The sequence below is a fragment of the Streptomyces sp. NPDC043680 genome, assembly GCF_056436685.1.
In genome coordinates this window covers 1-25729 of record NZ_JBWKCE010000023.1, presented here as the reverse complement: position 1 = coordinate 25729, position 25729 = coordinate 1, and the positions used below count along the sequence as shown (strand labels likewise).

The window sequence follows — 25729 nt, the reverse complement described above, 5'->3', positions numbered from 1 at the left end:
ACCTCCTTGGCCCCAGTGAAGACCTTGTCACCGTGTCAAGGTCAAGCGGGTCACGCCGCGACGTGACGAGCCGGTTGCCCGCATCGACTTCGTACCTGCCGGTGGCGGGGTGAGGGCACTCCGCCACCGGCGCCGTGCCGTGCTCTAGGAGGTGATCAGGGCCTCCAGCGCGGGCACCGTTTCGGCCGGCGTCGGCAGGGCGGCGTTCTCCGCCTGGAGGTTGGCGGCGGCCTCGCGCAGGGCCGGGTCGGTGATGAGGCGGGTGAGGAGCGGGGCGTCGACCTCGTCGGAGGCGGAGCGCAGGGCGGCACCGGTCGCGGTGAGGGCGTCGGCGTTGGTGAAGTGGTCGGCGCCCTGGGGCAGCAGGAGCTGCGGCAGGCCGGCCTGCAGGGCGGTGAGCAGGGTGCCGGAGCCGCCGTGGTGGATCAGCGCGTCGGAGGCGCTCAGCAGCTCGGCGAGCGGGACCCAGGGCAGCGGGCGTACGTTGTCCGGAAGGGTGCCGAGCGGGGTGAGGTCGGCGTCGCCGACGGCGAGCAGGAACTCGGCGTCCACCGAGGCGGCGGCCTCGATCAGCCGGACGATGGCGCGGACGCCGTCCATCTCGGTGAGCACGGTGCCCAGGGTGACGGCGACGCGCGGGCGGCTGCCGCGGCGGAGCAGCTCGGCGGGGACGATGCCGCCGCCGTTGTAGGGGAGGTAGCGCATCCGCAGGCCGCCAGGGTCGCCGCCGAGCGAGGCGGGGACGATGTTCAGCGCGGTGGCCTCGGCGGGGCCGGCCACCCCGTACGTCTCGTACGCCTCCGTGAAGTTGGCGGCGAGGCGGCCGACCATGTCGAGGCCGGAGCTGACGCCGAAATTCTGTATCACCGACGGGATCTTGAGCTTGGCGGCGACCAGTGGGGCGGACGCCTGGAAGGAGTCGTAGACCAGCAGGTCGGCGCCCCAGTTGTCGGCCACCTCCAGAAGGCCGTCCACGGTGGCGCGGGAGACGAGTGCGAAGCCGAAGGCCGCCCTGTCGAGGATCTGGTCCGGGGTCATGTCGGGCGTGACGTAGCGCACTTCCTCGCCGGTGGTCTGCTCGAACGCCTCCCGGATGGTGCGGCCGTCGCCGATCTCGACGATCGGGAATCCGGCCTCACGGAGCCGGTTCAGCGGCTGCGAGCTCGCGAACAGCACCTCGTGGCCGGCGGCGTGCAGGGCCTGAGCGGTCGGGATCATCGGGAAGAGGTGGCCGGCTGCGGCCGGTCCGGTGAAGAGTATGCGCACGGTTTCTCCTTGCCAGTGGTCTGCCGGTCGAGGACGAGTCGTGCGGGCCCGCCCCGGTTCCGTTCGTTGAACTGACGGGTAGGCGCACGGTGTTCCCGCAAAGGGGGGCGATAATCGGACGTTCTGTTACGGGCCTTGTCGGTGGGGCGCGATGTGTTCCTGGGACACCGCCGTCAGGCTGCGCGGAGGCTTCGGCGGTTGAGCGTCCCGCTCCCGGCGTCGTAGGTGAGCCAGGTCCCGTCGCCGAGCGCGCGTATGCAGCCGTCCACGGGTCCTCCGGGATACGTGACGGCTCCCCGTAGCTCCGGCGTGCGGGCGTCGAGCGGCCAGTGGCCGCCGTCCTCCTCTGTCGAGGCGATGACGGCGTCGGCGGCGGCGTCGGCGTCGGCGAAACCGCAGCCGTAGTCGCGGGCAGCCGTCATCCCTCGCGCCGCCTGCGGCGGAACCGGGCCACGCTCCAGCCCAGCAGCCACGGCAGGACCGTCAGCAGGCCGACCTCCATCACGAGGGAGCCGATCACGTCGCCCCGCGTCGGCATCACTCCGTCCGGTTTGTACTTCGCGACCGCCGGCGCCGCCATCACAGCCACCGGAACCACGACGGACGCGATCCGCGCCTTGGTTCGGGACCGGCCGCTCGCCCGGCCGCACCACACTCCCAGGCCGCCCATCACGAACGGCCCGCAGAGCCACCACAGCACCACCAGCAGGAACAGCAACGCCGTCCAGTCACCGGCGTATCCGAACATCACAGGCGTCTCACCCGCCCCAGCCCGCGGCGGCGGACCCCGCCGCGCCTGCGTACCCGATCCCCACCCGGCACAGCCAGCCCCCCGTCGACCCTCGCGACCGCCAGAGCCGGCCGGCGCGTCCCACCCGTACGAGCAGCTGCAAGAGTGCCACGGCAGGAGCCGTACGGGACCGTGGGGCGGGTGTCAGTGCCCCTGTTGCCATTGCTGCGGTCGGTGACGGCCAAGAGCGCGGCATGGCGCAGATTCCGCCACCCCGAAGCTCAGAACACGTCGTGGCTCCCCCAGTCGTGGTGGCAGGAGGTCTGCTTGCAGTCGTCCATGCCATCCGACCCCTTTCGCGGCGACGCCGTACGGACGAGCACGAAGCTTCCCCTCATGAGGGGGCCGTCGCCGTCCAGTCCGGGTGACTGCAACATCAGCGGTTCGTCGTCTTCTTGCTTCCCGAGGAACAGTCCTGCGCCCCCCCTCCCTGATCCTGCCACCCGAGGTGCCGCTGCGCACGCGGCTCGCGCCCAGGTGTTGCGCGGTTCGATCCCCGGGCGCGGGTTCGGCAGACCCGGGGGTCATGCGGCGTTCGCCGCTGTGCCGGCCGTCAGCGGGCGGCCTGCGAATCCACCCGGACTCGCCGGTGGAGCTTCGAAGACGTGCAGAACACCAACCGGCAAACTGTCGCGCGCGGTCAGCGTGCCGGTCTCCCTCCAGTGGAACGGATCGCTGTCTTTGCGTTCCTTGGGCCCTGGCGCCCGCAACGAGAGGGACTTCTATGCGACGAACCGCGAAGTGGCTGCACACCATGGCCGCTCTGGCGGGATTTGCGCTCCTACCGGCATTCGTGTCAGCCCCCGCGCAGGCGGCGGGCACCCGCCCGTTCTCGGTGACCATCACCCATGTCGGGTGCGTCGAGCCGTGTTCCGCGGAGGGGCTTGAGGCCGCGTTGGAAGGGCACCCCGACTTCTACGCGAAGGTGTTCATCAACGGCGTGGAGCACCGGACGCCCACCGTCGACAACGTCTCGGGGGTCGACCCGTACTGGGTGGTCTCCACCGAACTGCCCGACACCATCCTGAACGTTCCCGTCACGATCCAGATCTGGGACGCGGACGACACCTCGGGCGACGACCTGGGCGACGACACCCCGCACGACCACGACAACAACCTCGACTTCGTCGTCTCCTACACCGACGGCAAGTGGCGCGACACCGGCCTGAACAAGACCGACAACGTGAACTGGCCGCAGTCCTGTTCGTCCGGCGACGGCGGGGAGGACGACGAACCTTCCGTCAAGGTGTGCTGGGACGTCAGCACGGCTTCGACGAGCGGGGACGCGGACGGCGACGGTCTGCTCGACGGCTGGGAGCGCAACGGGTACAACGACGACGGTGACGGCACCATCGATGTGGACCTGCCGGCGATGGGAGCCGAGCCCGACCACAAGGACGTCTTCCTCGAACTGGACTGGGTGGCGGGGCGGGCTCCTGCCCGGGCGGACGTCCAGGCCATGAAGAAGGCGTTCGCCGCGGCGCCACCCGACGCCGGGGCGAGCGCGGCGAGCAGGAACGCCGACAACGGCGGTTCAGGTGTGAACGCACCGCCGAACCCCGACGGCAGGCCCGGCATCAATCTTCATGTCGACACCGGCGGCCTGCTCGACCCGGGGGGCCGCGAGGGCGGGCCGGTCGGTACGTGTTCCGACGGCATCGACAACGGTGCGGACGGGCTGATCGACGGCCTCGACCCCACCTGCAACACGCGGCTGACCGATTACCTCGACGCGAGCGTCGAGAACCCGCAGCCGACGAACTGCGGGGACGGCGTGAACAACGACGGCGATGCCTTCACCGACGCGCAGGACCCCGACTGCCTGGTCGGCGACAGCCTCGGCGGCGGCAGCGTCATCCCCGCGTCCGGCGCCTGCGGCCTCGACACGAACTTCTACGCCTCCAGGGACCTGAACTTCACCCGGAACCGGCGGCTGATCTACCACTATGGCCAGATGGCCCCCCGGCCGGCCACATGCCCGCGTCGGACCGGTGGCCAGGGTGAGATCGGGGGCAACGACTTCATCGTCTTCAACCTCGATGCCGGCTCGATCATGCATGAGCTCGGGCACAACCTGAATCTGCGTCACGGCGGCGCCGAGGACCGGCCCAACTGCAAGCCGAACTACGTGAGCGTCATGAACTACGACCTGCAGGGCGGCATCCCCCGCGTCGGAGGCGGGACCATCCTCGACTACTCGCCGCCCAGGACCACGGTCGACGGCACGGCGCGCGGACGCGCTCCCCTGGGCACTCTGGTGGAGAACTCCCTCACCGAACCGACGGTCCTCGACGCGACCGACCCGGTCAACCGGTTCGTGTTCGTCAACAGTGCGGGCCAGAAGGTCCCGAACAACCTCGACACCAGCCCGGACTGGAACAACGACGGCGATCCGCCGTTCGAGGCGAGCGTGCCCGCCACGAACCTCGACAACGCCGGCCCCGGCCCCACGCCCAGGCCCCCCGCCTGCGTCAACACCTCGACCAACGAGACCCTGAAGGGCTCCGACGACTGGACCTTCGTGTCGCTGCCCTTCCGTCAGTTCGGTGACTCCGCGAATGCCGCGGTCAACCCGGAGAGCGAGGACGTCCCCACCACCAGCGATCTGCTCGCGATGTACGAGGAGCAGAACACCACCGACGTCGGGGTCACCGTCACCGACAATCCCGACCCGGTCGCGGCCGGCACGGACCTCGTGTACACCGCCGTCGTCACCAACCACGGCTCAAAGCCCGCCGCCGCGGTGACCCTGGTCGACACCCTGCCGTCGCAGGTCTCCTACGTCGGCGACGACGCGGCGTGCCACGCGTCCGACGCGACGGTGACCTGCGGTGTCGGCGACCTCGTCGCCGGTGCCTCGCGCACCGTCACCATCACCGCCCATGTGCCGGCGGACCTCGTGCACGACGCCGGCGGCCCGGTCACCCTCACCAACCATGCCACCGTGGACAACCTCATGGGTCCCGACCCGGTGGCGGACAACGACACGGCCACCACCGACACCCGGGTGGTCGCGGTGGCCGACCTCGCCGTCACGTCCTTCGCCGCCACGGCCCCGCCCACGCAGGTGCTCATCGGGCAGACCCTGGACGTGACCCTGCGCAGCACGGTGGCGAACAACGGGCCGTCCAGCCCGATGGACGCCGTGGTCGTCACCGATGCCACGGCCGACCCGGGGGCCACGGTGACGCCTTCCTCGTCGACCCGGGACGTCCCGGCCCTCGCGGTCGGGACCCCGCAGTCGTTCGACAACACCTTCACCGTCGGCTGCGCAGAACCGGGATCGCACACCTACCGGTTCACCTCGTCCATCACTCCGGCCCGGCCGGACGACACCGACCCCGTCGCGGCGAACAACCACCGGCCGGCCGAGTTCACCCTCGACTGCGTCGTGCCCGTCGCGATCAACATCAAGCCGGGTGCCAATCCCAACTCCGTCAACATCCCCGCCGACACCGTGCCCCTCGGCGTCCTGACGACGACGGCCGGCGAATACGCACTTCCGCTGGCTTTCGACGCCACCACGATCCAGCCGCTGACCGTGCGCTTCGGACCGCGCAGCGCCGTGTTCGGCGGTACGGGCGGGAGCGCTGAGGTGCACAACAGGGGCCACATCGAGGACGTGCCCGAACGCACCACGACTCCGGTCGAGCGCATCAGGGACGGCGACCCCGACATGGTGCTCCACTTCGCCTCGGCGACCTCCGGTCTCCAGTGGGGAGACACCGAGGCCTGCGCGAAGGGTTCGTTCATCGACGGCGCCACCGGCCGCACCTATCGCTTCTTCGGCTGCGACTCGGTGCGGATCGTACGGTCCTGAGCGCCCTCGACCCCCGCTGACCAGGGCAGCGGACGGCGCAGCGGCTGCGCCGTCCGCTGCGCCGCGGCCTGCCCACGGCGCGGGCGCGGGGCGCCGCGACCGGTGAGTCGGCGGTTGAGGTCGGCGAACGCGGGCAGCCGCCGACCATGAGCGCGAGAGAGATCCTCGCGGGGCAGGACGGCTTCCCGGAGCCGGACGCCTTGGACGCCCTGACGCAGTGGGTGAAGGTCCCGTCCGTGTCGTCGGACCCGGACCGGGCGGCCGACGTCGGGCACTCCGCCCGCTGGCTGGCGCGGACACTGCACCGGATGGGTTGTCCCCGTACGGACATCTGGCAGACCGACGGCCTGCCGGCCGTCTACGGCTGTTGGCCGGCCGCCGATCCCCACGCCCCGGTCCTGCTGGTGTACAGCCACCACGACGTCCACGCCGTCGCCCCCTCCACATGGCGGGTCACCGCTCCGTTCGCACCGCTACGGCGCGACGGCCTGCTGTACGGCAGGGGAGCCTCGGATGCCAAGGGCCAGATCATGTGCCATCTGTGGGCCTTGGGTGCGCACCTGGCGGCCGCCCCCGGCCGCGTGCCGGCGGTGACGGTGAAGTACCTGATCGAAGGGGAGGAGGAGATCGGCTCCGTGCACCTGGCCGACCTGCTGTCGGAACACGCCGACGAGCTCACCGCTGACGTGGTCATGGTCTCCGACACCATGCTCTGGTCCCTGGACGAGCCGGCCGTCTGCACCACGGTGCGCGGGTCGGTCACCGCGACCCTCACCGTCCGCGGCGCCCACCGCGACATCCACAGCGGGGCCGTTTCGGGCGCCGCCACCAATGCGGCGTCCGAACTGTGCAGGCTGCTCGGCACCTTGCACGACGGAGCCGGCCGGATCACGCTCCCCGGGTTCTACGACGCGGTGGCCGCGCCCGGTCCCGCCCTGCGGGAGTCACTGGACACCCTGCCCTTCGACGAGCGGACCTGGCGCGCGGACACCGGTACGTTCGGAGCCGGCGGCGAGGCCGGTTTCAGCGTGCCGGAGCGGCTGTGGACCCGCCCCTCGGCCGAGGTCGCCCGCCTTCTGGCCGGCCGTACGGACGCACCGGCGCTCGGCCTCATCCCCGCCGAGGCCGACGCGGACCTGCTGCTGAGGCTCGTTCCCGACCAGCGGGCCGACGAGGTCGCCGAACAGCTGCGCGCCTGGCTGGGTGAGCACCGCACCTCCGATTTCAGCTACGACCTGGAGGTCTCCCCCACGATCTCCGACCCGTACCGGACCCCCGCGGACCATCCGGCTCTCGCAGCGCTCTTCCGCTCGGTGAACCGCGCCTGCGGTTCCCCGGCCCGGTGCATCGGGAACGGCGGCGCTGCCCCCGCCGCGCAGCTGGCCCGTGCCTGTGAGGCGCCCGTGCTCTTCTTCGGGACAGGACTGCCCGGGGACCGCTGGCACGGCCCTGACGAGAAGGTGGAGACCGCTGCGCTCCGTCTGGGGGTCAGCGCCCTGAGCGCGTTCCTGGGGGAACTGGCGTCGGTGCCGGTCACCCGGTGAGCCGGTGAGCCGGTGACGGCCCGCCTCAGGGGACGGACGCCCATGACGCGTGCAGCATCGCCTCGTACCGCGCCAGCGCCGCATGGCCGTCGGCGATCACCGCGTAGCGCCAGGTGCGGCCGTCCGGTGGCGCACCGGCGTACAGGACGACCCCTTCTCGGCTCGCGGGATCGTAGGCAGTGCCATCCGCGCGCAGCCGGGCCACGGCCTCGTCGAAGCGGTACGGACGTGGTGCCTGCACCTTGCCGGTCGCCCAGGCCGGCTCCCGGGCCCCGGCGGCGGCGGATGCGGCCGTGGCGGCGAGGCGGGTGACCATGGCCTGCGGCGTGGTCGTCGCCGTGCGCCTGACGTTGCTCTCGCCCGCGAACAGGAAACCGTCGGCCGACACCATCGCATCAAGGCTGAAGGGGCCCGCGTAGCCGTGCTCCGCCAGGAAGCAGCCCAACGCCCGCCCCCACTTTTCCAGCGTGGCCCCGGCACGGGCGAGCGGAGGCGTCAGGGGTGACACGTATCCGGTGAAGGAACCCTCGTCGGTCCGCATTTCTCCGCTGAACACCGGCCGCGGCCCGTGCGGCCCCGTCTCCAGCTGGATGCTCACCGAGCAGGCCACGTCGATCCGCTCCTCGACGACCCACGAGCCTCCCGCCCCGCCCACCGGCGCCAGATCGTCGGGGGTCCACTCCCCCGCCGCCGCCGAGAGGAAGCGCAGCCCGTGGCCGCCCGCCGACCGGTCGGGCTTGACCACCACCCGCTCGTGCGTGAGCAGCAGGTCCCGTACGGCACCGGCCAGCTCTTCACGGCGGCAGACACGGCCGTCGGGCAGCCTCATGCCCAGCTCCCGCGCCGCGTTCCGGAACCCCGCCTTCGTGTTGAGCAGCCGGGTCACCTCCAGCGCGGCCCCGGCTGCGGCCGCAGAGGCGTACGGGGCCAAGGGGACCCCCAGCCCGTCGGCGAGCGCCACGGCCGAGGCGTCCAGAGCGGTCGGGAGCACCGCGCCCACCGGCCGGCCTCCCGACGCCCTGCGCACCCTCGCCACGGCGCCGTGGTGCCGCGCCTCCCCGTCGACCGCGCCGAAGGCCTGCGGCAGGTCGACCACCGTCACCGATTCCCGCGGGACCCCGGTCAGGCCGCAGGCGTACGCCAGGAACTCCTCGCCGACCGGCACCGGGGACACCAGCACGTCGCCCGGGTACAGCATCCACACCTCGCGCGGTGCCTGCTCGGCCCAGGTGCGGAGCACGTCGCGCTCGTCCAGGTCCACCGCGAGGTCGGAGACGAGGTTCGCGTAGAGGAGCAGAGGGCGGCTCATCACACGAGTATGGGCCCGCGCAGGGGCGCTGCTCACGTCGATCGTCCGCGTCCCGCCCGGTCGGCGCGCGCCGCGGTGACCGATGGTGCGGCCCTCGTGGCTGATGGCGACCGTCCGCCACGGGCTCGCGGTACGAGGCACCGGCCGCTCAGCCGCGCCGGGCACATCCGAGCCGTACGGGGCCGACCCCGGGGGACGTGTGGACGAGGGGGTACGCGGCCGGTTCGGGCAGTCCGGCGGCGGCCAACAGGGACTCCTCCAGGCGCACGAGCGTTCCACGGAAGAGCGGCCAGGGCTCGTGCGCGGCCGGGGTCCGCCAGAGCACGCCGGCCGACACCGAGTACACGTGGAAGCGGTCGGTCAGCCACGAGTCCAGGAGGTGCGGCGCTTCGATGCGCTCGTCGGTGCGCACCTCAAGGTCATAGCCGGGACCTGCGCGCCCTCGTCGGCCGGTGTAACGGCAGGCGCGGCCCCGGCCCTGTACGGAGAGGTGCCCCAGCGCGTACGGGATCCCCACCAGGCGCGCGGCCAGCATGGCCGGGTGGGTGACGTCGAGGGCGAGGAACCACACGCCGCTCGGCCCGCCCTTGCGCCGCACATAGGTGCGCAGGTTCGTCTCGGGGAAGGTCCCCCCGGGCATCGGCACGCCCAGGACCCGCGTGGACGACATGACGAAGGGCGTCAGACTCACCCAGCCCTGCCCTTCGAAGACATCGACATCGAGGTGGGGCGGCAGGAGGCGCTGGAGGAGCGCCGGCGGATAGGGCCAGTGCAGGAAGGCCTGCCGCGTCCAGTGCACCGACAACAAGGGGACCCGTACGTACGCCACCGCAACCTCCCCTGCCGGCCACCACCAGGACGCTCGGGGGCCTGCTCGTACTCGGAAGAATGCTCAGGCACCTCATCGTAGGCGTCCGTACGCCCCGGAACACCGGGGTGCGGCCGGGTCGCCCGGTGGAGGCCGGGCACACGCGGCCGTTCGTGCACCGGGATGAACCGTACCGGTGAGGTACGGCGAGGTGTCGAGAAATGGCGCCCGGCTCCGACGTCTCCTGTGCAAGGGCCCCGGTAGGGGCGGCCCACGGAGGAGGGAACGCGATGAAGTACCTGGTGATGGTGCAGGGCGCGCAGGCCGACTACGACGCCATGAACGGCAAGGCGTCCGCCCACAGCCCGGCCTGGAGCGAGCAGGAGCTCAGGGCGATGTTCGCGTACATGAGCGCGATCAACGACGATCTGGCGGAAACCGGGGAGTTCGTCGACGGGCAGGGGCTCGTCGAGCCCGCGAGGACACGGTTCGTGACCGCGGACGCGGAGGGGCGGCCGGTCGTCACGGACGGGCCCTACGGAGAGACGAAGGAGGTGCTCGCCGGGTACTGGGTCCTCGACTGCGCGAGCCTGGAGCGGGTGACCGAGATCGCGGCGCGGGTGGCGCAGTGCCCGGCACCCGCCGGTGCTCCGGTGTACCCCGTTGTGATCCGGCCGATCGACGAGGCCGGTGGCAGCGAGCTCGGCGCGGGTGGGAACGCTTGACGGCACCCGGGACCGTCGAGGACCTGCTGCGGCTGCACGCCCCGCAGGTCCTCGGCGCGCTCGTGCGCCGGTACGGGCACTTCGACGCCGCCGAGGACGCCGTACAGGAGGCGCTGCTCGCCGCCGCCGGGCAGTGGCCGCGGGACGGGGTGCCCGCCAATCCGCGCGGCTGGCTGATCCGAGTGGCCTCCCGGCGCCTCACGGACACCCTGCGGGCTGAGGCGGCGCGGGTCCGGCGGGAGGAGACGGTCGCACGTCTTGAACCGCGCGAGGTCCGTGCCGCACCCGCCGAGGACGACACGCTCACCCTGCTCTTCCTGTGCTGCGACCCGGTGCTCCCGCCCGCCGCCCGGATCGCGCTGACACTGCGCGCGGTGGGCGGTCTGACGACGGCGGAGATCGCCCGCGCCCATCTCGTACCGGAGGCGACGATCGCCCAACGGGTCAGCCGTGCGAAGGCGAAGCTGCGCGCGGCCGGGGCCGACCGCCCCTTCCGCCCGCCGGACGCGCAGGACCGGGACGCACGCCTCGCCTCCGTCCTCCAAGTGCTCTACCTGATCTTCAACGAGGGCTACACGGCCACCTCCGGGCCCGCTCTGCACCGCGCCGACCTCGCCCGCGAGGCGATCCGCCTGACCCGGGCGGCCCGCCGGCTGCTGCCCCGCGAGGGCGCGGTGACGGGCCTGCTCGCCCTGATACTGCTCACCGAGGCCCGCAGCGCGGCTCGTACGGGACCTGACGGCGCGTTGATCCCCCTCCACGAACAGGACCGCACCCTCTGGGACCGTGCGGCGATCGCCGAGGGCACCGCGCTGGTCGAGGAGGCCCTGACGGAGGGGCCGCCCGGCCCGTACCAGCTCCAGGCCGCGATCGCCGCCCTCCACGACGAGGCTTCGGGCCCCGACAGCACGGACTGGCCCCAGATCCTCGCCCTCTACGACGTCCTGGTGGCCCACTCGCGGGCCCCCGACCCGATGGCGCGGCTCGGGCGCACGGTCGCCCTCGCGATGGTCGAGGGCCCGGAGGCCGGCCTGGCCGCCCTCACCGCCCTCGAACCCGGCTTCCCCCGCTCCCACCGCCTCGCCGCCGTCCGCGCCCATCTCCTCGAACGCACCGGCGCCCGCAAGGCCGCCGCCGACGCCTACCGCCTCGCCGCCCGCACCACCCTCAGCCTCCCGGAACGCCGCTACCTCCGGACCCGCGCCGCCCGCCTGGACCCCTGACACGAAGTCGGTGCCCGTCATCCGGGCGTGGACGCTCCGCCGCACGGTTCCAAGGCACGGTTCCAGCGCGCGGTTCCCGCGCTGGGACGTCATCGCCGGGGAGGAGTCCTACGGACAGTGACGTGGATCACGGCAACCCGGCTGCGCTCGGCGGCAACTGAGGGTGTGCAAGGTCGACGCGCTGAAGAGGCGCGCCCCACAGGTGTCGGCCGAAGACCTCCCGCACCCCTCACAAAGGATCGATCCGCATGCCCACCGTCTCGCACCAGCGCCCTCGTATGCGCCGTTTCACCGTCCTCGCGGCCACGTCCGTCGCCCTCGCGTGCGGGCTCAGCGCCGTGCCCTTCGTGGTGTCCGCCCATGCGGCACCCGACCTCGACCACTCCGTACTGCCCGCCCGCGACGGCTGGGCGGCCCAGGGGACGGGTACGACCGGAGGGGCGAAAGCACGGGACTCCCGTGTCTTCACCGTCTCCACCCGGGCGCAGCTGGCCGAGGCCCTCAGCGCCGGCCCGGCCACAGAGCCGCGCCTCATCCGGGTCAAGGGCACCATCGACGCGAACACCGACGACAACGGGCGCCGCCTCGGCTGCGAGGACTACGCCGCCGGCACGGGCTACTCGCTGGCCTCGTACCTGAAGGCCTACGACCCGGCCGTGTGGGGCCGTTCCAAGCTGCCGTCCGGCAGCCAGGAATCGGCCCGGTCCGCCGCGCAGAGGAAGCAGGCGGCGCGCGTGGTGCTCGACGTCCCGTCACACACGACGATCGTCGGCGTGCCGGGGACGAATGCCGGCCTCACCGGCGGCAGCCTCCAGCTGAAGAACGCGGACAACGTCATCATCCGCAACCTCACCTTCTCCGACACCCGCGACTGCTTCCCCCAGTGGGACCCGACGGACGGGTCGACCGGCAACTGGAACTCCGCCTACGACGGGATCTCCCTGCGCGGCGCCACCCACGTGTGGGCCGACCACAACACGTTCACGGACAGCCCCCACTTCGACCAGGCCAACCCGCGCTACTTCGGCCGCGAGTACCAGGTCCACGACGGGACCCTCGACATCACCAACGCGTCGGACCTCGTCACCGTCTCGTACAACCGGTTCAGCGACCACGACAAGACGATGCTCATCGGCAGCAGCGACAAGGACACCAAACTGCGCGTCACCCTGCACCACAACGTCTTCCAGGGCACCGTCCAGCGTGCCCCGCTGACCCGGGTCGGCCAGGTCCACCTGTACAACAACCTCTACGACACGACCGACCGCAACGGCTACTCCTTCGGGTACTCCATCAACTCGCGGGCGAAGGCGCAGATAGTGGCCGAATACAACTACTGGACGGTTCCCGGCGGCGGGGCGGCGTCCCGCTTGCTGACCGGTGACGGTACGGGCTCCCTCGCCGGAACCGGGAACCTGGTGAACGGCACGGTGACCGATTTGGTCGCGGCCTACAACGCCGCGAACCCCAAGAAGAAGATCCAGCCCACGGTGAACTGGAAGCCGGCGCTCACCGCCGGACTGGAGCAGTCGGCGGCCGCGCTGCCCCGTACGCTTCCCCGGACGGCGGGAGCGGGGGTCCTCACCGCCTCGGGAGCCCTCACCAAGAACCCCACGCGCGCCTCGTGAGGCCGGGTTCCGCCCAGGGGCCGGCGGCCGCCGCCACGCCGTCACCGGGGATCAGCACTCACCACGAGGGCTCCGCGACGGTTCTCGTCCATGACGACCGGTCGGCGGAGTTCCATGCCTTCTTCGAACGGCACCACGCCGAGCTGTCCCGACTGGCCGCCATGCTGACCGGGGACCCGGACTGCGCCGACGACGTGGCCGCGGACGCTCTCGTCGCGTTGTGGCACCGCTGGGACCGGATGCGCCGCGCGGACCATCCCCTCGCCTACGCGCGCGGCGTCGTCGCCAACATGGCCCGTACCAGGATCCGCGCGGCGGTCCGTGAACGGCGGCGCATCACCCTCTTCTGGTCGCACCGGCCCGAACGGGTCGACGCCCCGGACGTGGCCGCCGCCCTCGACGTACGGAGAGCGCTGGCCCGGCTACCGTTCAGGAAGCGGGCCTGTGTGGTCCTGCGCCACGCGCTGGACCTGTCCGAGAGGGACACGGCGCTCGCCCTGGGCATTTCGGTCGGCACGGTGAAGAGCCAGACCTCCAAGGGCATGGCGCAACTGCAGGATCTGCTCGGCTCCCGAACGACCGAGGAACTCGTGGGACGGAGGAGCCGATGAACGACATCCACCGGGAACTGCGCGACGCGGCGCAGGCCCATCGGCCTGACCGCGACAAGATGCTGGACCGCGTACGGCGGGGGATGGCCGACGCTCCGGACACCCGTCTGCAGGCCCGCCAGACGGCACACCACCGGCCCCCGGCGGTCTCCTGGGCCCGGGTCGGCCTCGCCACCGCCGCGGTGGCCACCGCCCTGGTGGCCGTTGCCTTCGCCTTGGCGCCGGCCGGACCCGAGGGGGAGCGGTCCGGCCAGGTGGCGACGGCATCGCAGGACACGGCATCTCCGACCGCCCAGAGCGGACCGCTGTGGTCCAGCGGCGCCGTCGACCCGCACAGCAACCCGTACTGGGCGCAGGGCAACATCACGCTCCAGAACGGCCAACCGCTCTCCACGCTCACCCTCCAGGTCCGCATCGCCCAGACCGGCGGCGTCGCCACCACCGGCACCTGGCAGACCCGGCCGGGCGAGGACTTCAAGGTCAGCACCGTCCAGACCGACGGCGCCACGGTCTACCGCTGGACCCTCAAGGCCGGCAGGACCGTCCCGCCCGGCCGGCACGTCTTCGCGGTCCAGTACAACCATGCCGAAGGCGACCGCGATGCGCGCCAGGACACGTACGAAGCGACGGCGACCACGGCCGCGGGCCGGCTCCACGAGGTCGGAGGCACGTTCCCGTGACGGGCGGCGGTCCCGCCCGTTCGGGTGGGCGGAGGGGCGGTCGCGGATGCATGGCGGCCGCCCCGCCGTGGTGGCATGCGGAGGCTTCTCCTCGTCCGCTCGGGAGCGGGGCGGGCGAGAAGCACGAGCACAGGTCGTGAACCAGTGGGAGCGCTCCCACTGTGCAGAGCCAACCGAATGGCGTCAAGAGGTTCGAGGAGTCGAAGGCATCCGCCGAGGATTTTGTTCAACTCCTCTGTTGCTTGAAGCGTGTTGCCGCTACGGTCGCCTCACCAGTGGGAGCGATTCCGTCAGTTGGCGCGCCGTCGAGGTGCGCCCTCGCTGCAAGGAGTCGCTCATGCGACACCCCCCACGTCTGTCCGCGCTGTCCTCGGTGTTCGCGGGAACAGCGCTCGTGATGGCGAGCTGTGCCTTCACCGTCATGGCGCCGGCCACAGGCGCCGCGGCCGCACCCCCGTGCACGGTGAAGTACTCGGTCGTCGGCCAGTGGTCCGGCGGATTCCAGGGTGCGGTCACCGTCACCAACCACGGTTCCGCACTGAACGGCTGGACTCTCGGCTTCGACTTCTCCGCCGGTCAGCACGTCAGCCAGGGCTGGGGTGCCACCTGGTCCCAGACCGGGGCGGCCGTCACGGCCGGGAACGAAGGCTGGAACGCCGCACTCGGCACCGGCGCGAGTGTGACGTCCGGCTTCATCGCCTCGTGGTCGGGCACCAACACGACGCCCGGGCCCTTCAAGCTCAACGGAACGCCGTGCACCACCGAGGGGTTACCCGATCCGACCCCGACCCCGACCCCCACCACCACCCCGACCCCCACGCCCACGGGCCCGACCCCGAAGCCCACTGATCCGACCACTCCCCCCGACCCGGTCCCCGGGGCGCCCGAGCTGAGCGTCGCCGGCAACCGGCTCACCGACCGGAACGGCGCCACCCGCCGGCTCCTGGGCGTCAACCGCTCCGGGGGCGAGTACATGTGCGTCCAGGGGCACGGCATCTTCGACGGCCCCGTCGACGACACCTCGGTGCGCGCCATCGCCGACTGGAAGGCCAACACCGTACGCATTCCCCTCAACGAGGAGTGCTGGCTCGGCCTCGACAACATCAGACCCGAGTACCGGGGCACTCCCTACATCGACGCCGTCAAGGGCTTCGTCGACCGGGTCCTCGCGCACGGCATGACCCCCGTCGTCGAACTGCACTGGACGTACGGCCAGTACACCGGCAACTCCTCCGGCTGCGCCGACGTCCACGCCTCCTGCCAGAAGCCGATGCCGAACGCCCGGTACACCCCGGCGTTCTGGACCTCGGTGGCGAACACCTTCAAGAACGACCGGCGGGTCGTCTTCGACCTGTTCAACGAGCCCTATCCGGACCGGGCGACCTCCACTCCCGCGCAGGCGTGGAGCTGCTGGCGCGACGGCGGCAGCTGCCCCGGCATCGGGTACGAGGTCGCCGGCATGCAGGACCTCCTGGACGCCGTCCGCGCGACGGGAGCGCGCAATGTGGTGCTCGTTCCCGGCATCGCCTACTCCAACGACCTGAGCCAGTGGCTCGCCCACTCCCCCACCGACCCGACGGGCAATCTGGCGGCGGCCTGGCACGTCTACAACTTCAATGCCTGTGCCAACGAGGCGTGTTGGGACAGCACACTCGCGCCGGTCGCCGCCCGGGTCCCCCTCCTGGCGGGCGAGATCGGTGAGAACACCTGCGGACATGCGTTCATCGACCGTGTCATGACCTGGTCCGACGCCCGCGCCCTCTCGTATCTCGGCTGGACCTGGAACACCTGGGACTGCTCCTCGGGTCCAGCCCTGATCACCTCGTACGACGGCACACCCACCGCATTCGGCACCGGGCTGCGCGACCATCTGCGCGCCCTGAACTGAAAGGCACCCTGGACATGAGCCGCACAACCCGCCGTACCGCCCTGGTGGCGGCCCTCGGACTGATCACCGCGACCGGCGCCACCGCCACCGTCATGACCACCACCGCCGGAGCCGCCGCCACCGGCTGCAAGGTCGAGTACCAGATCACCAGCCAGTGGAACACCGGCTTCGGCGCCAACGTCGTCGTCACCAACACCGGCGACCCGGTCAGCGCCTGGACCCTGGAATGGTCCTACGCGGGCGACCAGAAGGTCACCCAGGGTTGGAACGCCGCGATCAGCCAGTCGGGCGCCGCCGTGACCGCCAAGAACGTCGCGTACAACGGGAGCCTGGCCACGGGAGGTTCGACCTCCTTCGGCTTCAACGGCTCCTACAGCGGCACCAACTCCGTGCCCGCGACCTTCAAGCTCAACGGAGTCACCTGCAACGGCGCCACCGAGCCGCCGACCACTCCCCCGACGACGCCGCCCACCACCCCGCCGCCGTCGGGCAGCAAGGCCGACAACCCCTATGCCGGCGCCAAGGTGTACGTGAACCCCGAATGGTCCGCCAAGGCCGCCGCCGAGCCGGGCGGCACCAAGGTGTCGAACCAGCCCACCGGCGTTTGGCTGGACCGCATCGCCGCGATCAGCGGCGGGAACGGCGTGATGGGCCTGCGGGACCACCTCGACGCGGCCCTGGCGCAGAAGGGCAGTGGCGAGCTCGTCGTCCAGCTGGTGATCTACGACCTGCCCGGACGCGACTGCGCCGCGCTGGCCTCCAACGGCGAACTGGGCCCCACCGAGATCGACCGGTACAAGACCCAGTACATCGACCCCATCGCGGCGATCCTGGCGGACCGCAAGTACGCGGGGCTGCGGATCGTCACCACGGTCGAGATCGACTCGCTGCCGAACCTGGTCACGAACGTCTCCGGGCGCCCGACGGCCACCGCCAACTGCGATGCGATGAAGACCAACGGCAACTACATCAAGGGCGTCGGCTACGCACTGAACAAGCTGGGCTCGATCGCCAACGTCTACAACTACGTGGACGCGGGACACCACGGCTGGCTCGGCTGGGACGACAACTTCGGCGCCTCCGCGGAGATCTTCAAGCAGGCGGCCACCGCCGAGGGGTCCAGCCTCTCCCGCGTGCACGGCTTCATCGTGAACACGGCCAACTACAGCGCACTGAAGGAGGACCACTTCTCGATCGGGGACTCCGTGGGCGGCACGTCCGTACGCCAGTCGAAGTGGGTCGACTGGAACCGGTACACGGACGAGCTGTCGTACGCCCAGGCCATGCGGGCCAAGCTGGTCTCGCTGGGCTTCGACCCGCAGATCGGCATGCTGATCGACACCTCCCGCAACGGCTGGGGCGGCACCGCCCGGCCGACCGGCCCCGGCGCACTGACGAACGTCGACACGTACGTCAACGGCGGCCGCTACGACCGGCGCATACACGCCGGCAACTGGTGCAACCAGTCGGGCGCCGGGCTCGGCGAGAGGCCGCAGGCCGCCCCGGCCGCGGGAATCGACGCGTACGTGTGGATGAAGCCCCCGGGCGAGTCGGACGGGGCGAGCATGGAGATCCCGAACAACGAGGGCAAGGGCTTCGACCGGATGTGCGACCCGACGTACCCGGGCAACGCGCGCAACGGCAACAGCATGTCGGGGGCCCTGCCGAACGCTCCGCTGTCGGGCCGGTGGTTCTCGGCCCAGTTCCAGGAGCTCCTGAAGAACGCCCATCCGGCGCTGTGACGCACCGCCGATGAGCACCCCGGAGCCGTACGCGATCCCCGGATTCCGTACGGCTCCGGGCCGCGTACCGCCGCTCTCAGGAGCACGCGCAGGAGGACGCCCAGGAGGACTCTCAGGACGAGGCCCGCACGATGAGCTCCGTCGGAAGGACCCGGCGGGGCTCCTCCGCCGGCGCGCGACCGCCCGCGGCCACGGCCTCGGACCCGGGCGGCTCCGTGATCTGCTGGAGCAGCATGCGGGTCATCGTGCGGCCCATCTCCTCGATCGGCTGGCGCACACTCGTCAGGGGCGGGTCCATCAGCCGGGCCACCGCCGAGTCGTCGACCCCGACGAGGGCCACGTCGTCGGGGACCCGGCGCCCGGCCTCGCGCAGCACGCCGCGGGCGCCGGCCGCCATCACGTCGGAGGCGGCGAAGACGGCGTCCAGTCCGGGGCTGCGCGCCAGGAGTTCGCGCATCGCCAGCCTGCCGCCCTCCTCGGTGAAGTCCCCGGCCGCCACGAGCGACTCGTCGGGCGCGAGCCCCGCCTCGGCGAGGCCCTGCCGGTAGCCGCTCAGACGCGCGCGGGCCACGTACATGTCGAGCGGCCCGCTGATGGTCGCGATCCTGTTCCGGCCACGCGCCGCGAGGTGGGAGACGGCCGCCCGCCCTGCGCCGATGTTGTCGGAGTCGACGTAAGCGACGGGTTCGGCCTCGGAGCGCCGCCCGTTCATGACGACCGGCAGTCCCATCTCGCGTATCCGATCGGGCAGGGGATCGTCACCGTGCACGGACGCCAGCAGCACGCCGTCCACCCGCTGGGCGGCCAGGTACTGTTCGAACCGCTGCCGCTCCCGCTCGGTCCGCACCAAGGTGAGCAGCAACTGCCGGTCGGCCTCGGCGAGTTCGGCACTCACCCCGCGAATGAGGTCGAGGAAGTACGGTTCCGAGAAGAGCCGGGCCTCGGTCTCCGGGATGACGAGGGCGACCGCGTCGGTCCGACTGCCGGCCAGCGCGCGTGCCGCCTGGTTGGGTACGTACCCCAGTTCGGCGACGGCGCGGGCGACGGCCTCCCTGGCCTGCGCACTCACCCGGGGCGAGCCGTTGATCACCCGTGAGACCGTGCCCCGCCCGACGCCGGCCAGGGCCGCGACCTCTTCCAGGGTGGGCCTGCCGTTGTGCCGTCCGCTCACGACCCTCGAACTCCCCTCGTGCGACATCGCGCGCCGCACCGGTCGGCTCGCGGTTGATCAGGCAAGGCGGTGGTGGCTCTTCCTTGCGGTTGCTTGCTCTTCCCCGTCGGCCGCCCTTCCCCGCCGGCACCGGCACGCTACACCGACCGCGGGTGGGAGCGCTCCCACCCTACTCGCGATCTACGCTCGGAGCCATGGGCCGCGCCCGGGACCTGCACGATGCCTCGGAGGTAAGCCCAGCCGCGCGACTCCGCTCCGACGCCCTTCCACCCATCAAGCAGCGTTCAACTCTTGACACTTGGACCCGCGAGGCAGCAACCTTCCCGCAGCGGTGGGAGCGCTCCCACCTTCGGAGGGGCGCGGCCTTCACGGACGGATCCGGTCCGGGCCGGGCCGGGCCCGGCCCTTTCGCCAAGTCGCAGGAGCCCGCGGGCTCCCCTGGCGCACACAGAGCACCACCTTGGACGAGGAGAGTGGAATGCGCACTTCCAGCAGCAGACGCCGCCGCACCGCGATCACCGCGGCCGCCGTCGTCGTGATCGGCTCGACCGTGCTCACCGCCTGCGGCGACGACGGCGGCGGTGGCGCGGCCGGCAGCGAGAAGATCACGCTGCGCATAGGCACGTTCGGGTCCTTCGGCTACGACAACACGACCGGGGCCAAGCTCTACGCCGAGTACGAGAAGACCCACCCCCGGATCCGCATAGAAGAGTCGAACGTCGCCGACGGGCAGAAGTACTGGGACACGCTCAAGCTGCGCCTGTCGCGCGGCAGCGGTCTCGCCGACATCCAGGCCCTGGAGGTGGGCTACATCGCGGAGGCGACCGGGCCCGCCATGGCGGACAAGTGGATCGACCTCGGCAAGACGGGCGGCGCGGACCTCGGCGCGTTCCTCGACTGGAAGGTCAAGCAGGCCACCACGGGCGACGGCAAGGTCATCGGCCTCGGCACGGACATCGGCCCCATGGCCATCTGCTACAACAAGGACCTGTTCGCCCAAGCCAAGCTGCCGACGGAGCGCACCGAGGTCGCCAAGCTCTGGGCCGGCGACTGGGGGAAGTTCCTGGCGGCCGGAGAGGCGTACAAGAAGAACGCGCCGGCCGGAACGGCATTCCACGACTCCGCGAGCGGCCTGTTCAACGCCGTGGTCTCCAGCGAGCCCGTGCAGTACGCCAATGCCAAGGGCGAGCTGGACTACGAGAACAGTCCCGGCGTGAAGAAGGCCTGGCAGACCGCCGTGGCGGCGGCTCAGAGAGAACTGACGGCAAAACTGCGCCAGTTCGACGAGAAAGGCACCTGGAACGCGGCCTTCAAGAACGCGCGGTTCGCCACCGTCGCCTGCCCGAGCTGGATGACGGGCATCATCAAGGAGCAGGCCGGCCCGGAGAACCAGGGGAAGTGGGACATCGCCGCGCCGCCCGTCGCCGGCAACTGGGGCGGCGCGTTCCTCGCCGTGCCGAAGTCCGGCAAGCACGCCAAGGAGGCCGCTGAGCTCGCCGCCTGGCTGACCGCGCCGGCGCAGCACGCCAAGGTCTTCGGTGTGAACGGCAACATTCCGTCCTCCAAGGACACGCTCACCTCCCCGGCGGTTCAGGACGCCAAGCTGCCGTACTTCGGCGACACGCCGGTCGGCAGGATCTACTCCGAGGCCGCGGCCGGCATCAGGCCCGCGCCGATCAGCCGCTGGGACGGCCAGGTGAAGACCTTCCTCACCGACAACGGCATCCTCGACATCGAGCAGCGCGGCACCGACCCGGCGAAGGCCTGGGAGAACGTCAAGAAGCTGGTCGACGACAAGATCGACCAGTAGCGGGAGCCGTGTGACGGCCGACCGCCGCCTGCAACGCGTGACGGCCCGACCGCCGCCTGCAGGCAGCAGGCCGTCCCCGTACGCAGCACCCCACCCACCACCCACCACCCACCGACCTGGAAGGACGCCCCCGTGGCTACCTCCGTACGGGTGTCGAGTGGCAGCTCCCCGCCGCCCACCGGACCACCCTCCGCCAGCAGCTCCCGCCGCTCCCACCGGGGCCCTTCCGGCCGGGACAGCCGGCGCAGCACGCTCCACCGCCTGGACCTGAAGGCGACCCCGTACGTCTTCGTCGCCCCGTTCTTCCTCACCTTTGCGGCCTTCGGCCTCTTCCCGCTCATCTACACGGGCTGGCTCTCGCTGCACCGGGTCGAGCTCGGCGGAAACGCGCAGTGGAAGGGACTGGAGAACTACAGCTCTCTGGCGACCAGTGAGTTCTTCTGGAACGCGCTCGCCAACACCTTCACGATCGGTGTGCTCTCGACCGTCCCCCAGCTGCTGATGGCCCTCGGCCTGGCGCACCTGCTCAACTACAGGATGCGCGGCCGCGGCTTCTTCCGGGTCGCGGTCCTCGCCCCGTACGCGACCTCGATCGCCGCGGCGACGCTCGTCTTCGCCCAGCTGTTCAACACCGACTACGGCCTGATCAACACGGCCCTGGAGTGGTCCGGCTTCCGGCCGGTCGCCTGGGAGTCCGCCAAGTGGCCTTCGCAGATCGCGATTTCGGTGATCGTGACCTGGCGCTGGACGGGCTACAACGCGCTCATCTACCTGGCGGCGATGCAGGCGGTCCCGCAGGACCTGTACGAGGCCGCGGCGCTGGACGGGGCTTCGCGCCTGCGCCAGTTCCTCAGTGTCACCATTCCCTGCATCCGGCCGACGATCCTGTTCACGATCGTGGTCTCCACCATCGGGGCCACCCAGCTGTTCGGCGAACCGATGCTCTTCGGCGGCAGCGTCGGCATCAGCGGCGGCAGCGGAAACCAGTTCCAGACGCTGAGCCTGCTCATGTACGAGAAGGGGTGGGTGACCGGCGCGCTGGGCCAGGCCTCCGCCATCGCCTGGGTCATGCTGCTGCTCCTGCTGCTCATCGGGGCCGTCCAGGCGCTGATCTCCCGCTCGAACCGCAGCACGCAGGGGAGTTGAGCTCATGCCCGCCCGCACACCCGACACGACCACCACGCCCATGCGGCCGCGCGCCCGGGGGCTTCGCCCGACGGCAGGCCGCCAGCACCACGCGGGTCCGCTGACCTACGTCCTGCTGGGCCTGGCCGCAGTGGTCTCCCTCTTCCCGCTCTACTGGAACGTCGTCGCCGCCTCCCACTCGGGCGAGCGCGTGGTCGAAGCACCGGCCCCGCTCCTGCCCGGCCCCCGGCTCCTCGACAACCTCACCTTCGCCTGGAACCAGGTCGACATGGGCCGGGCACTGTTCAACACCACGATCGTGGCCGGGCTGGTGGCACTGTCCACCGTGCTGTTCTCCACCCTGGCCGGCTTCGCCTTCGCCAAGCTGCCGTTCAAGGGCCGGAGCGCCATGCTCGCCCTGGTGGTGGCGACCATGACGATCCCGCCGCAGCTCAGCGTGATCCCCCTCTACCAGATCATCACCGACCTCGGCTGGGTCGACCAGCTCCAGTCGGTCGTCCTGCCCTCGCTGGTCGCCGCCTTCGGCGTGTTCTTCATGCGCCAGTTCCTCACCGAGGCGCTGCCGGTGGAGCTGGTGGAGGCGGCCCGGATGGACGGCGCGCACAGCCTGCGGATCATCTGGCACGTGGTGTTCCCGGTGGCCCGGCCCGCGATGGCGGTCCTCGGAATGCTCGTCTTCGTCCAGGCCTGGAACGACTTCTTCTGGCCGTTCATCGCGCTGACCCCGGACGGGAACCCGACCCTCCAGGTCGCCCTGGCCGGCCTCGGCGCCGGCAACCACACGGTCGACCAGGCCGTGGTGCTGACCGGGGCGCTCCTGTCCACGCTGCCGCTGCTCCTGGTCTTCGCCGTACTCGGCAAGCACATCGTCGGCGGCATCACCGCCGGCGCCGTCAAGAACTGACCGGCTCGTCCGCCCGTACCGTATCCGTACTTCGCGTTGGGAGCGCTCCGCCATGACCGCCTCCGAGAGCCGGCCGCTCACCGCCATCCGCTCGTTCCCGTCCGACTTCCTGTGGGGCACGGCCACCGCCGCGTACCAGATCGAGGGCGCCGCCCGTGAGGACGGCCGGACGCCGTCCATCTGGGACACCTTCTCGCACACGCCGGGCAAGGTCTTCGGCGGCCACACGGGTGATGTGGCGGTGGACCACTACCACCGGTTCCGCGAAGACGTCCGGCTGATGTCCGAACTCGGCTTCGGGGCCTACCGTTTCTCCGTGTCCTGGTCCCGGGTCCAGCCGACCGGCCGCGGCCCGGCCGTCCAGCGCGGCCTGGACTTCTACCGCCGGCTCGTCGACGAGCTGCTCGCCGCCGGCATCGAACCCGCCCTCACCCTCTACCACTGGGACCTGCCCCAGGAACTGGAGGACGTGGGCGGCTGGCCGGAGCGCGCCACCGCCGGACGGTTCGCCGAGTACGCCGGACTCGTCGCGGACGCCCTGGGAGACCGGGTGAGGCGCTGGACCACCCTCAACGAACCCTGGTGCAGCGCCTTCCTGGGTTACGGCTCCGGGGTCCACGCCCCGGGCCGCACCGACCCGGTCGCCGCTCTGCGCGCGGCCCATCACCTCAACCTCGGGCACGGTCTGGCCGTCCAGGCCCTGCGGGCCGCGCTGCCCGAGGGCCGTCAACTGGCGGTTTCGCTCAACCTCCATGAGATCCGCCCGCTGACCCCCGCGGAGGAGGACCGGGAGGCGGCCCGGCGCATCGACGCCGTCGGCAACCGGATCTGGCTGGGCCCGATGCTGGAGGGCGCCTATCCGGAGGACCTGCTCGCGGACACCGCGCACCTCACGGACTGGTCGTTCGTCCAGGACGGCGACACCGCCACGAGTCACCAGCCGCTGGACCTGCTCGCCCTCAACTACTACACCCCGACGATCGTCTCGCACGTCGCGAAGGGCGAAGAGAAGCCGCAGGACGACGGCCACGGACACAGTGCGCACTCGCCCTGGCCCGGTGCGGACGACGTCGCCTTCCACCGGGCGCCGGGCGAACGCACCGCCATGGGCTGGCCGGTGGACCCGGGCGCACTCCACGACCTGCTGACCCGGACGGCCGCAAGGTATCCCGGCCTGCCGCTCCTCATCAGCGAGAACGGCGCGGCGTACGAGGACGAGATCGGCCCGGACGGCACGGTCCACGATGCGGAGCGCGCCGCCTACGTCCACGCGCACCTTGAGGCCGTACACCGGGCGATCGCCGCCGGGGTGGACGTGCGCGGCTACTTCCTCTGGTCGCTGCTCGACAACTTCGAGTGGGCGTACGGCTACGCCAAGCGGTTCGGCGCGGTCCACGTTGACTACGACACCCTGAAGCGCACCCCGAAGTCGAGCGCACGCTGGTACGGGACGGTGGCGCGGACGGGCGAGCTGCGTCCCCCGGGCGACCTCTAGCGGGTCGGCCCACGCCTCCGGACGTGCCCTCAGACTCCGGCGAGGAAGGACCGGACGGCGGTGTGGACGCCCTCGGGGTCGCGCAGCTGGAGAAAGTGGTCGGCGTCCAGGGCGGCGTACGTGGTGCGGGGGCGACGGGCGACCATCTCGGCGGCGTGCTCGGCGCTGAGCACCTGGCTGGAGGTTCCGTGCAGGAGGAGGGCGGGGCAGTCGACGGCGAGCCACTGCTCCCAGTGGTCGCCGTGGACGGCGTTCTCGGAGGTGACGGTGTCCTGCGGGTGGAAGGGCAGCCGCCAGCCTCCCTCGGACAGCGGACGCAGGGCGCCGCCGAGCATGGGGGCCGCCGGGCCCAGGGCGGCGAGGAGCTCCTCCCGGCTGTCGGCGGTGTAGGGGAAGGGCAGGACGAAGGCGAGCGGGCTCACGTCCGCGCGGGGGAGGTCGGCGGGGGTGTCGAGGTTGATCAGGGCCTCGACGCGGTGGGGGAGCTCGGCCGCCAGGTGGCAGGCGTTGACGGCGCCGAGGGAGTGGCCGAGCACGGCGAACCGATCGAGACCCAGGTGGTCGACGAGGGCGCGGAGGTCGGCGACGTAACCGGCTCGGGTGTAGTCGGGGGCGCGGTCGGAGTCCCCGTGCCCGCGCTGGTCGGGGGCGATGACCCGCCGGCCGGGGCCGAGAGCGGCGGCCAGGGCAGCGAAGGAGGCTCCTTCGGAGAGGTGGCCGTGGAGGGCGAGCAACGGACGTCCGGTGCCGCCGTAGTCCAGGTAGGAGAGGGTGCGGCCGTCCAGGTCCAGGGCGGCGCGAACGGGCTGGGCGGTCGGCGTCGTGGTGGCGGTTGCGGTTGCGCTGGTGGCGGTCATGGCGGGCTCCTCGTGGCGTGATGGGACGGCTCGTGGCCGCGGGGACTGCGACCAGAGCGGCTGCTTCCCCCGGCGCCAGAACTATACGCACGTCTATGACATTTGTTCAATACGCTTGTATGGATCCATGGAAGGGCGCGCCGGGCGGGGACGGTTGCACCAGGCGGGCCGTGTGACACGCCTGTGACAGTTCGCGGACGGCGTCATGAACTCCCGGGGCCACTCTTTTGAGTAGGGACAAACCAGACATTCCGGTAAATGTCCCCCTGCTTCCGAGGGTGTGAGCAGAGATGACCTGACCGATACGTCGGA

The 25729-nt window shown here is 71.4% G+C and carries 20 protein-coding genes; 13 read left to right on the top strand and 7 right to left on the bottom strand.

What is annotated here, in order from left to right:
- Positions 1 to 144: 144 nt before the first annotated feature.
- From AC0666_RS30270 to AC0666_RS30260, 3 genes are all read right to left on the bottom strand, one after another.
- On the bottom strand, positions 145 to 1266 hold the full coding sequence (locus AC0666_RS30270) for a nucleotide disphospho-sugar-binding domain-containing protein (RefSeq protein WP_468964034.1): 1122 nt from the start codon (positions 1264 to 1266) through the stop codon (positions 145 to 147).
- A 173-nt stretch (positions 1267 to 1439) separates the two neighbouring features.
- Entirely contained in the window at positions 1440 to 1688 is a 249-nt protein-coding gene (locus AC0666_RS30265; protein WP_478708772.1) for a hypothetical protein, read from the bottom strand.
- Positions 1685 to 2014 (bottom strand): hypothetical protein, encoded by a 330-nt coding sequence (locus AC0666_RS30260; RefSeq protein WP_468964032.1) that lies wholly within the window; start codon positions 2012 to 2014, stop codon positions 1685 to 1687. Before AC0666_RS30260 ends, AC0666_RS30265 begins: the two co-directional genes overlap by 4 nt.
- An 835-nt stretch (positions 2015 to 2849) precedes the next feature.
- Between AC0666_RS30260 and AC0666_RS30255 the strand changes: the two genes are divergently transcribed.
- On the top strand, positions 2850 to 5876 hold the full coding sequence (locus AC0666_RS30255; protein ID WP_478708771.1) for a hypothetical protein: 3027 nt from the start codon (positions 2850 to 2852) through the stop codon (positions 5874 to 5876).
- Between the two features lie 146 nt (positions 5877 to 6022).
- The gene (locus tag AC0666_RS30250) at positions 6023 to 7420 is read left to right on the top strand and encodes a M20/M25/M40 family metallo-hydrolase (protein WP_478708770.1); all 1398 of its coding nucleotides are present in this window, start codon (positions 6023 to 6025) and stop codon (positions 7418 to 7420) included.
- 25 nt (positions 7421 to 7445) lie between these two features.
- Here the strand turns inward: AC0666_RS30250 and AC0666_RS30245 are convergent, their stop codons facing one another.
- Both AC0666_RS30245 and AC0666_RS30240 read right to left on the bottom strand, forming a co-directional pair.
- Positions 7446 to 8729, bottom strand: coding sequence for a preATP grasp domain-containing protein (locus AC0666_RS30245; RefSeq protein WP_468964027.1), 1284 nt, complete (start codon positions 8727 to 8729; stop codon positions 7446 to 7448).
- Between the two features lie 148 nt (positions 8730 to 8877).
- Complete coding sequence (locus tag AC0666_RS30240) at positions 8878 to 9558, bottom strand: YqjF family protein (RefSeq protein ID WP_478708769.1); 681 nt, start codon at positions 9556 to 9558, stop codon at positions 8878 to 8880.
- A 269-nt stretch (positions 9559 to 9827) separates the two neighbouring features.
- Here AC0666_RS30240 and AC0666_RS30235 point away from each other — a divergent pair, with 269 nt between their 5' ends.
- The 7 genes from AC0666_RS30235 (at position 9828) to AC0666_RS30205 (ending at position 18034) form a co-directional block, all read left to right on the top strand.
- Complete coding sequence (locus tag AC0666_RS30235; RefSeq protein WP_468578764.1) at positions 9828 to 10262, top strand: YciI family protein; 435 nt, start codon at positions 9828 to 9830, stop codon at positions 10260 to 10262.
- Positions 10259 to 11485: an RNA polymerase sigma factor gene (locus AC0666_RS30230; protein WP_478708768.1), complete on the top strand. Its 1227-nt coding sequence runs from the start codon at positions 10259 to 10261 to the stop codon at positions 11483 to 11485. Before AC0666_RS30235 ends, AC0666_RS30230 begins: the two co-directional genes overlap by 4 nt.
- Before the next feature lie 248 nt (positions 11486 to 11733).
- Complete coding sequence (locus AC0666_RS30225; RefSeq protein ID WP_478708767.1) at positions 11734 to 13113, top strand: pectate lyase family protein; 1380 nt, start codon at positions 11734 to 11736, stop codon at positions 13111 to 13113.
- 50 nt (positions 13114 to 13163) lie between these two features.
- Positions 13164 to 13724, top strand: a complete 561-nt coding sequence (locus AC0666_RS30220) for a SigE family RNA polymerase sigma factor (RefSeq protein ID WP_468964319.1) — start codon at positions 13164 to 13166, stop codon at positions 13722 to 13724.
- Complete coding sequence (locus AC0666_RS30215; RefSeq protein WP_468964021.1) at positions 13721 to 14404, top strand: hypothetical protein; 684 nt, start codon at positions 13721 to 13723, stop codon at positions 14402 to 14404. The genes AC0666_RS30220 and AC0666_RS30215 overlap by 4 nt, the downstream gene beginning before the upstream one ends.
- A gap of 337 nt (positions 14405 to 14741) precedes the next feature.
- On the top strand, positions 14742 to 16292 hold the full coding sequence (locus tag AC0666_RS30210; RefSeq protein ID WP_478708766.1) for a cellulase family glycosylhydrolase: 1551 nt from the start codon (positions 14742 to 14744) through the stop codon (positions 16290 to 16292).
- Between the two features lie 14 nt (positions 16293 to 16306).
- A complete protein-coding gene (locus tag AC0666_RS30205; RefSeq protein WP_468964019.1) occupies positions 16307 to 18034 on the top strand; it encodes a glycoside hydrolase family 6 protein in 1728 nt (575 codons plus the stop codon).
- 112 nt (positions 18035 to 18146) lie between these two features.
- Here AC0666_RS30205 and AC0666_RS30200 read toward each other — a convergent pair whose 3' ends face one another.
- The gene (locus tag AC0666_RS30200) at positions 18147 to 19232 is read right to left on the bottom strand and encodes a LacI family DNA-binding transcriptional regulator (RefSeq protein WP_478708765.1); all 1086 of its coding nucleotides are present in this window, start codon (positions 19230 to 19232) and stop codon (positions 18147 to 18149) included.
- A gap of 451 nt (positions 19233 to 19683) precedes the next feature.
- On the opposite strand from AC0666_RS30200, the gene AC0666_RS30195 reads away from it, so the two are divergent.
- The 4 genes from AC0666_RS30195 to AC0666_RS30180 all read left to right on the top strand — a co-directional run bounded on the left by AC0666_RS30195 (position 19684) and on the right by AC0666_RS30180 (position 24560).
- Entirely contained in the window at positions 19684 to 21015 is a 1332-nt protein-coding gene (locus AC0666_RS30195; protein WP_468964016.1) for an ABC transporter substrate-binding protein, read from the top strand.
- A 132-nt stretch (positions 21016 to 21147) separates the two neighbouring features.
- A complete protein-coding gene (locus AC0666_RS30190; protein ID WP_468964015.1) occupies positions 21148 to 22161 on the top strand; it encodes a carbohydrate ABC transporter permease in 1014 nt (337 codons plus the stop codon).
- 4 nt (positions 22162 to 22165) lie between these two features.
- Positions 22166 to 23065 carry a carbohydrate ABC transporter permease gene (locus AC0666_RS30185; RefSeq protein WP_468578776.1) on the top strand — a complete coding sequence of 300 codons (900 nt, stop codon included), beginning with the start codon at positions 22166 to 22168 and terminating at the stop codon, positions 23063 to 23065.
- Between the two features lie 52 nt (positions 23066 to 23117).
- Complete coding sequence (locus AC0666_RS30180) at positions 23118 to 24560, top strand: GH1 family beta-glucosidase (RefSeq protein WP_468964014.1); 1443 nt, start codon at positions 23118 to 23120, stop codon at positions 24558 to 24560.
- Positions 24561 to 24589: 29 nt separating this feature from the next.
- Here AC0666_RS30180 and AC0666_RS30175 read toward each other — a convergent pair whose 3' ends face one another.
- Positions 24590 to 25417: an alpha/beta fold hydrolase gene (locus AC0666_RS30175; RefSeq protein ID WP_468964012.1), complete on the bottom strand. Its 828-nt coding sequence runs from the start codon at positions 25415 to 25417 to the stop codon at positions 24590 to 24592.
- Positions 25418 to 25729: the final 312 nt, after the last annotated feature.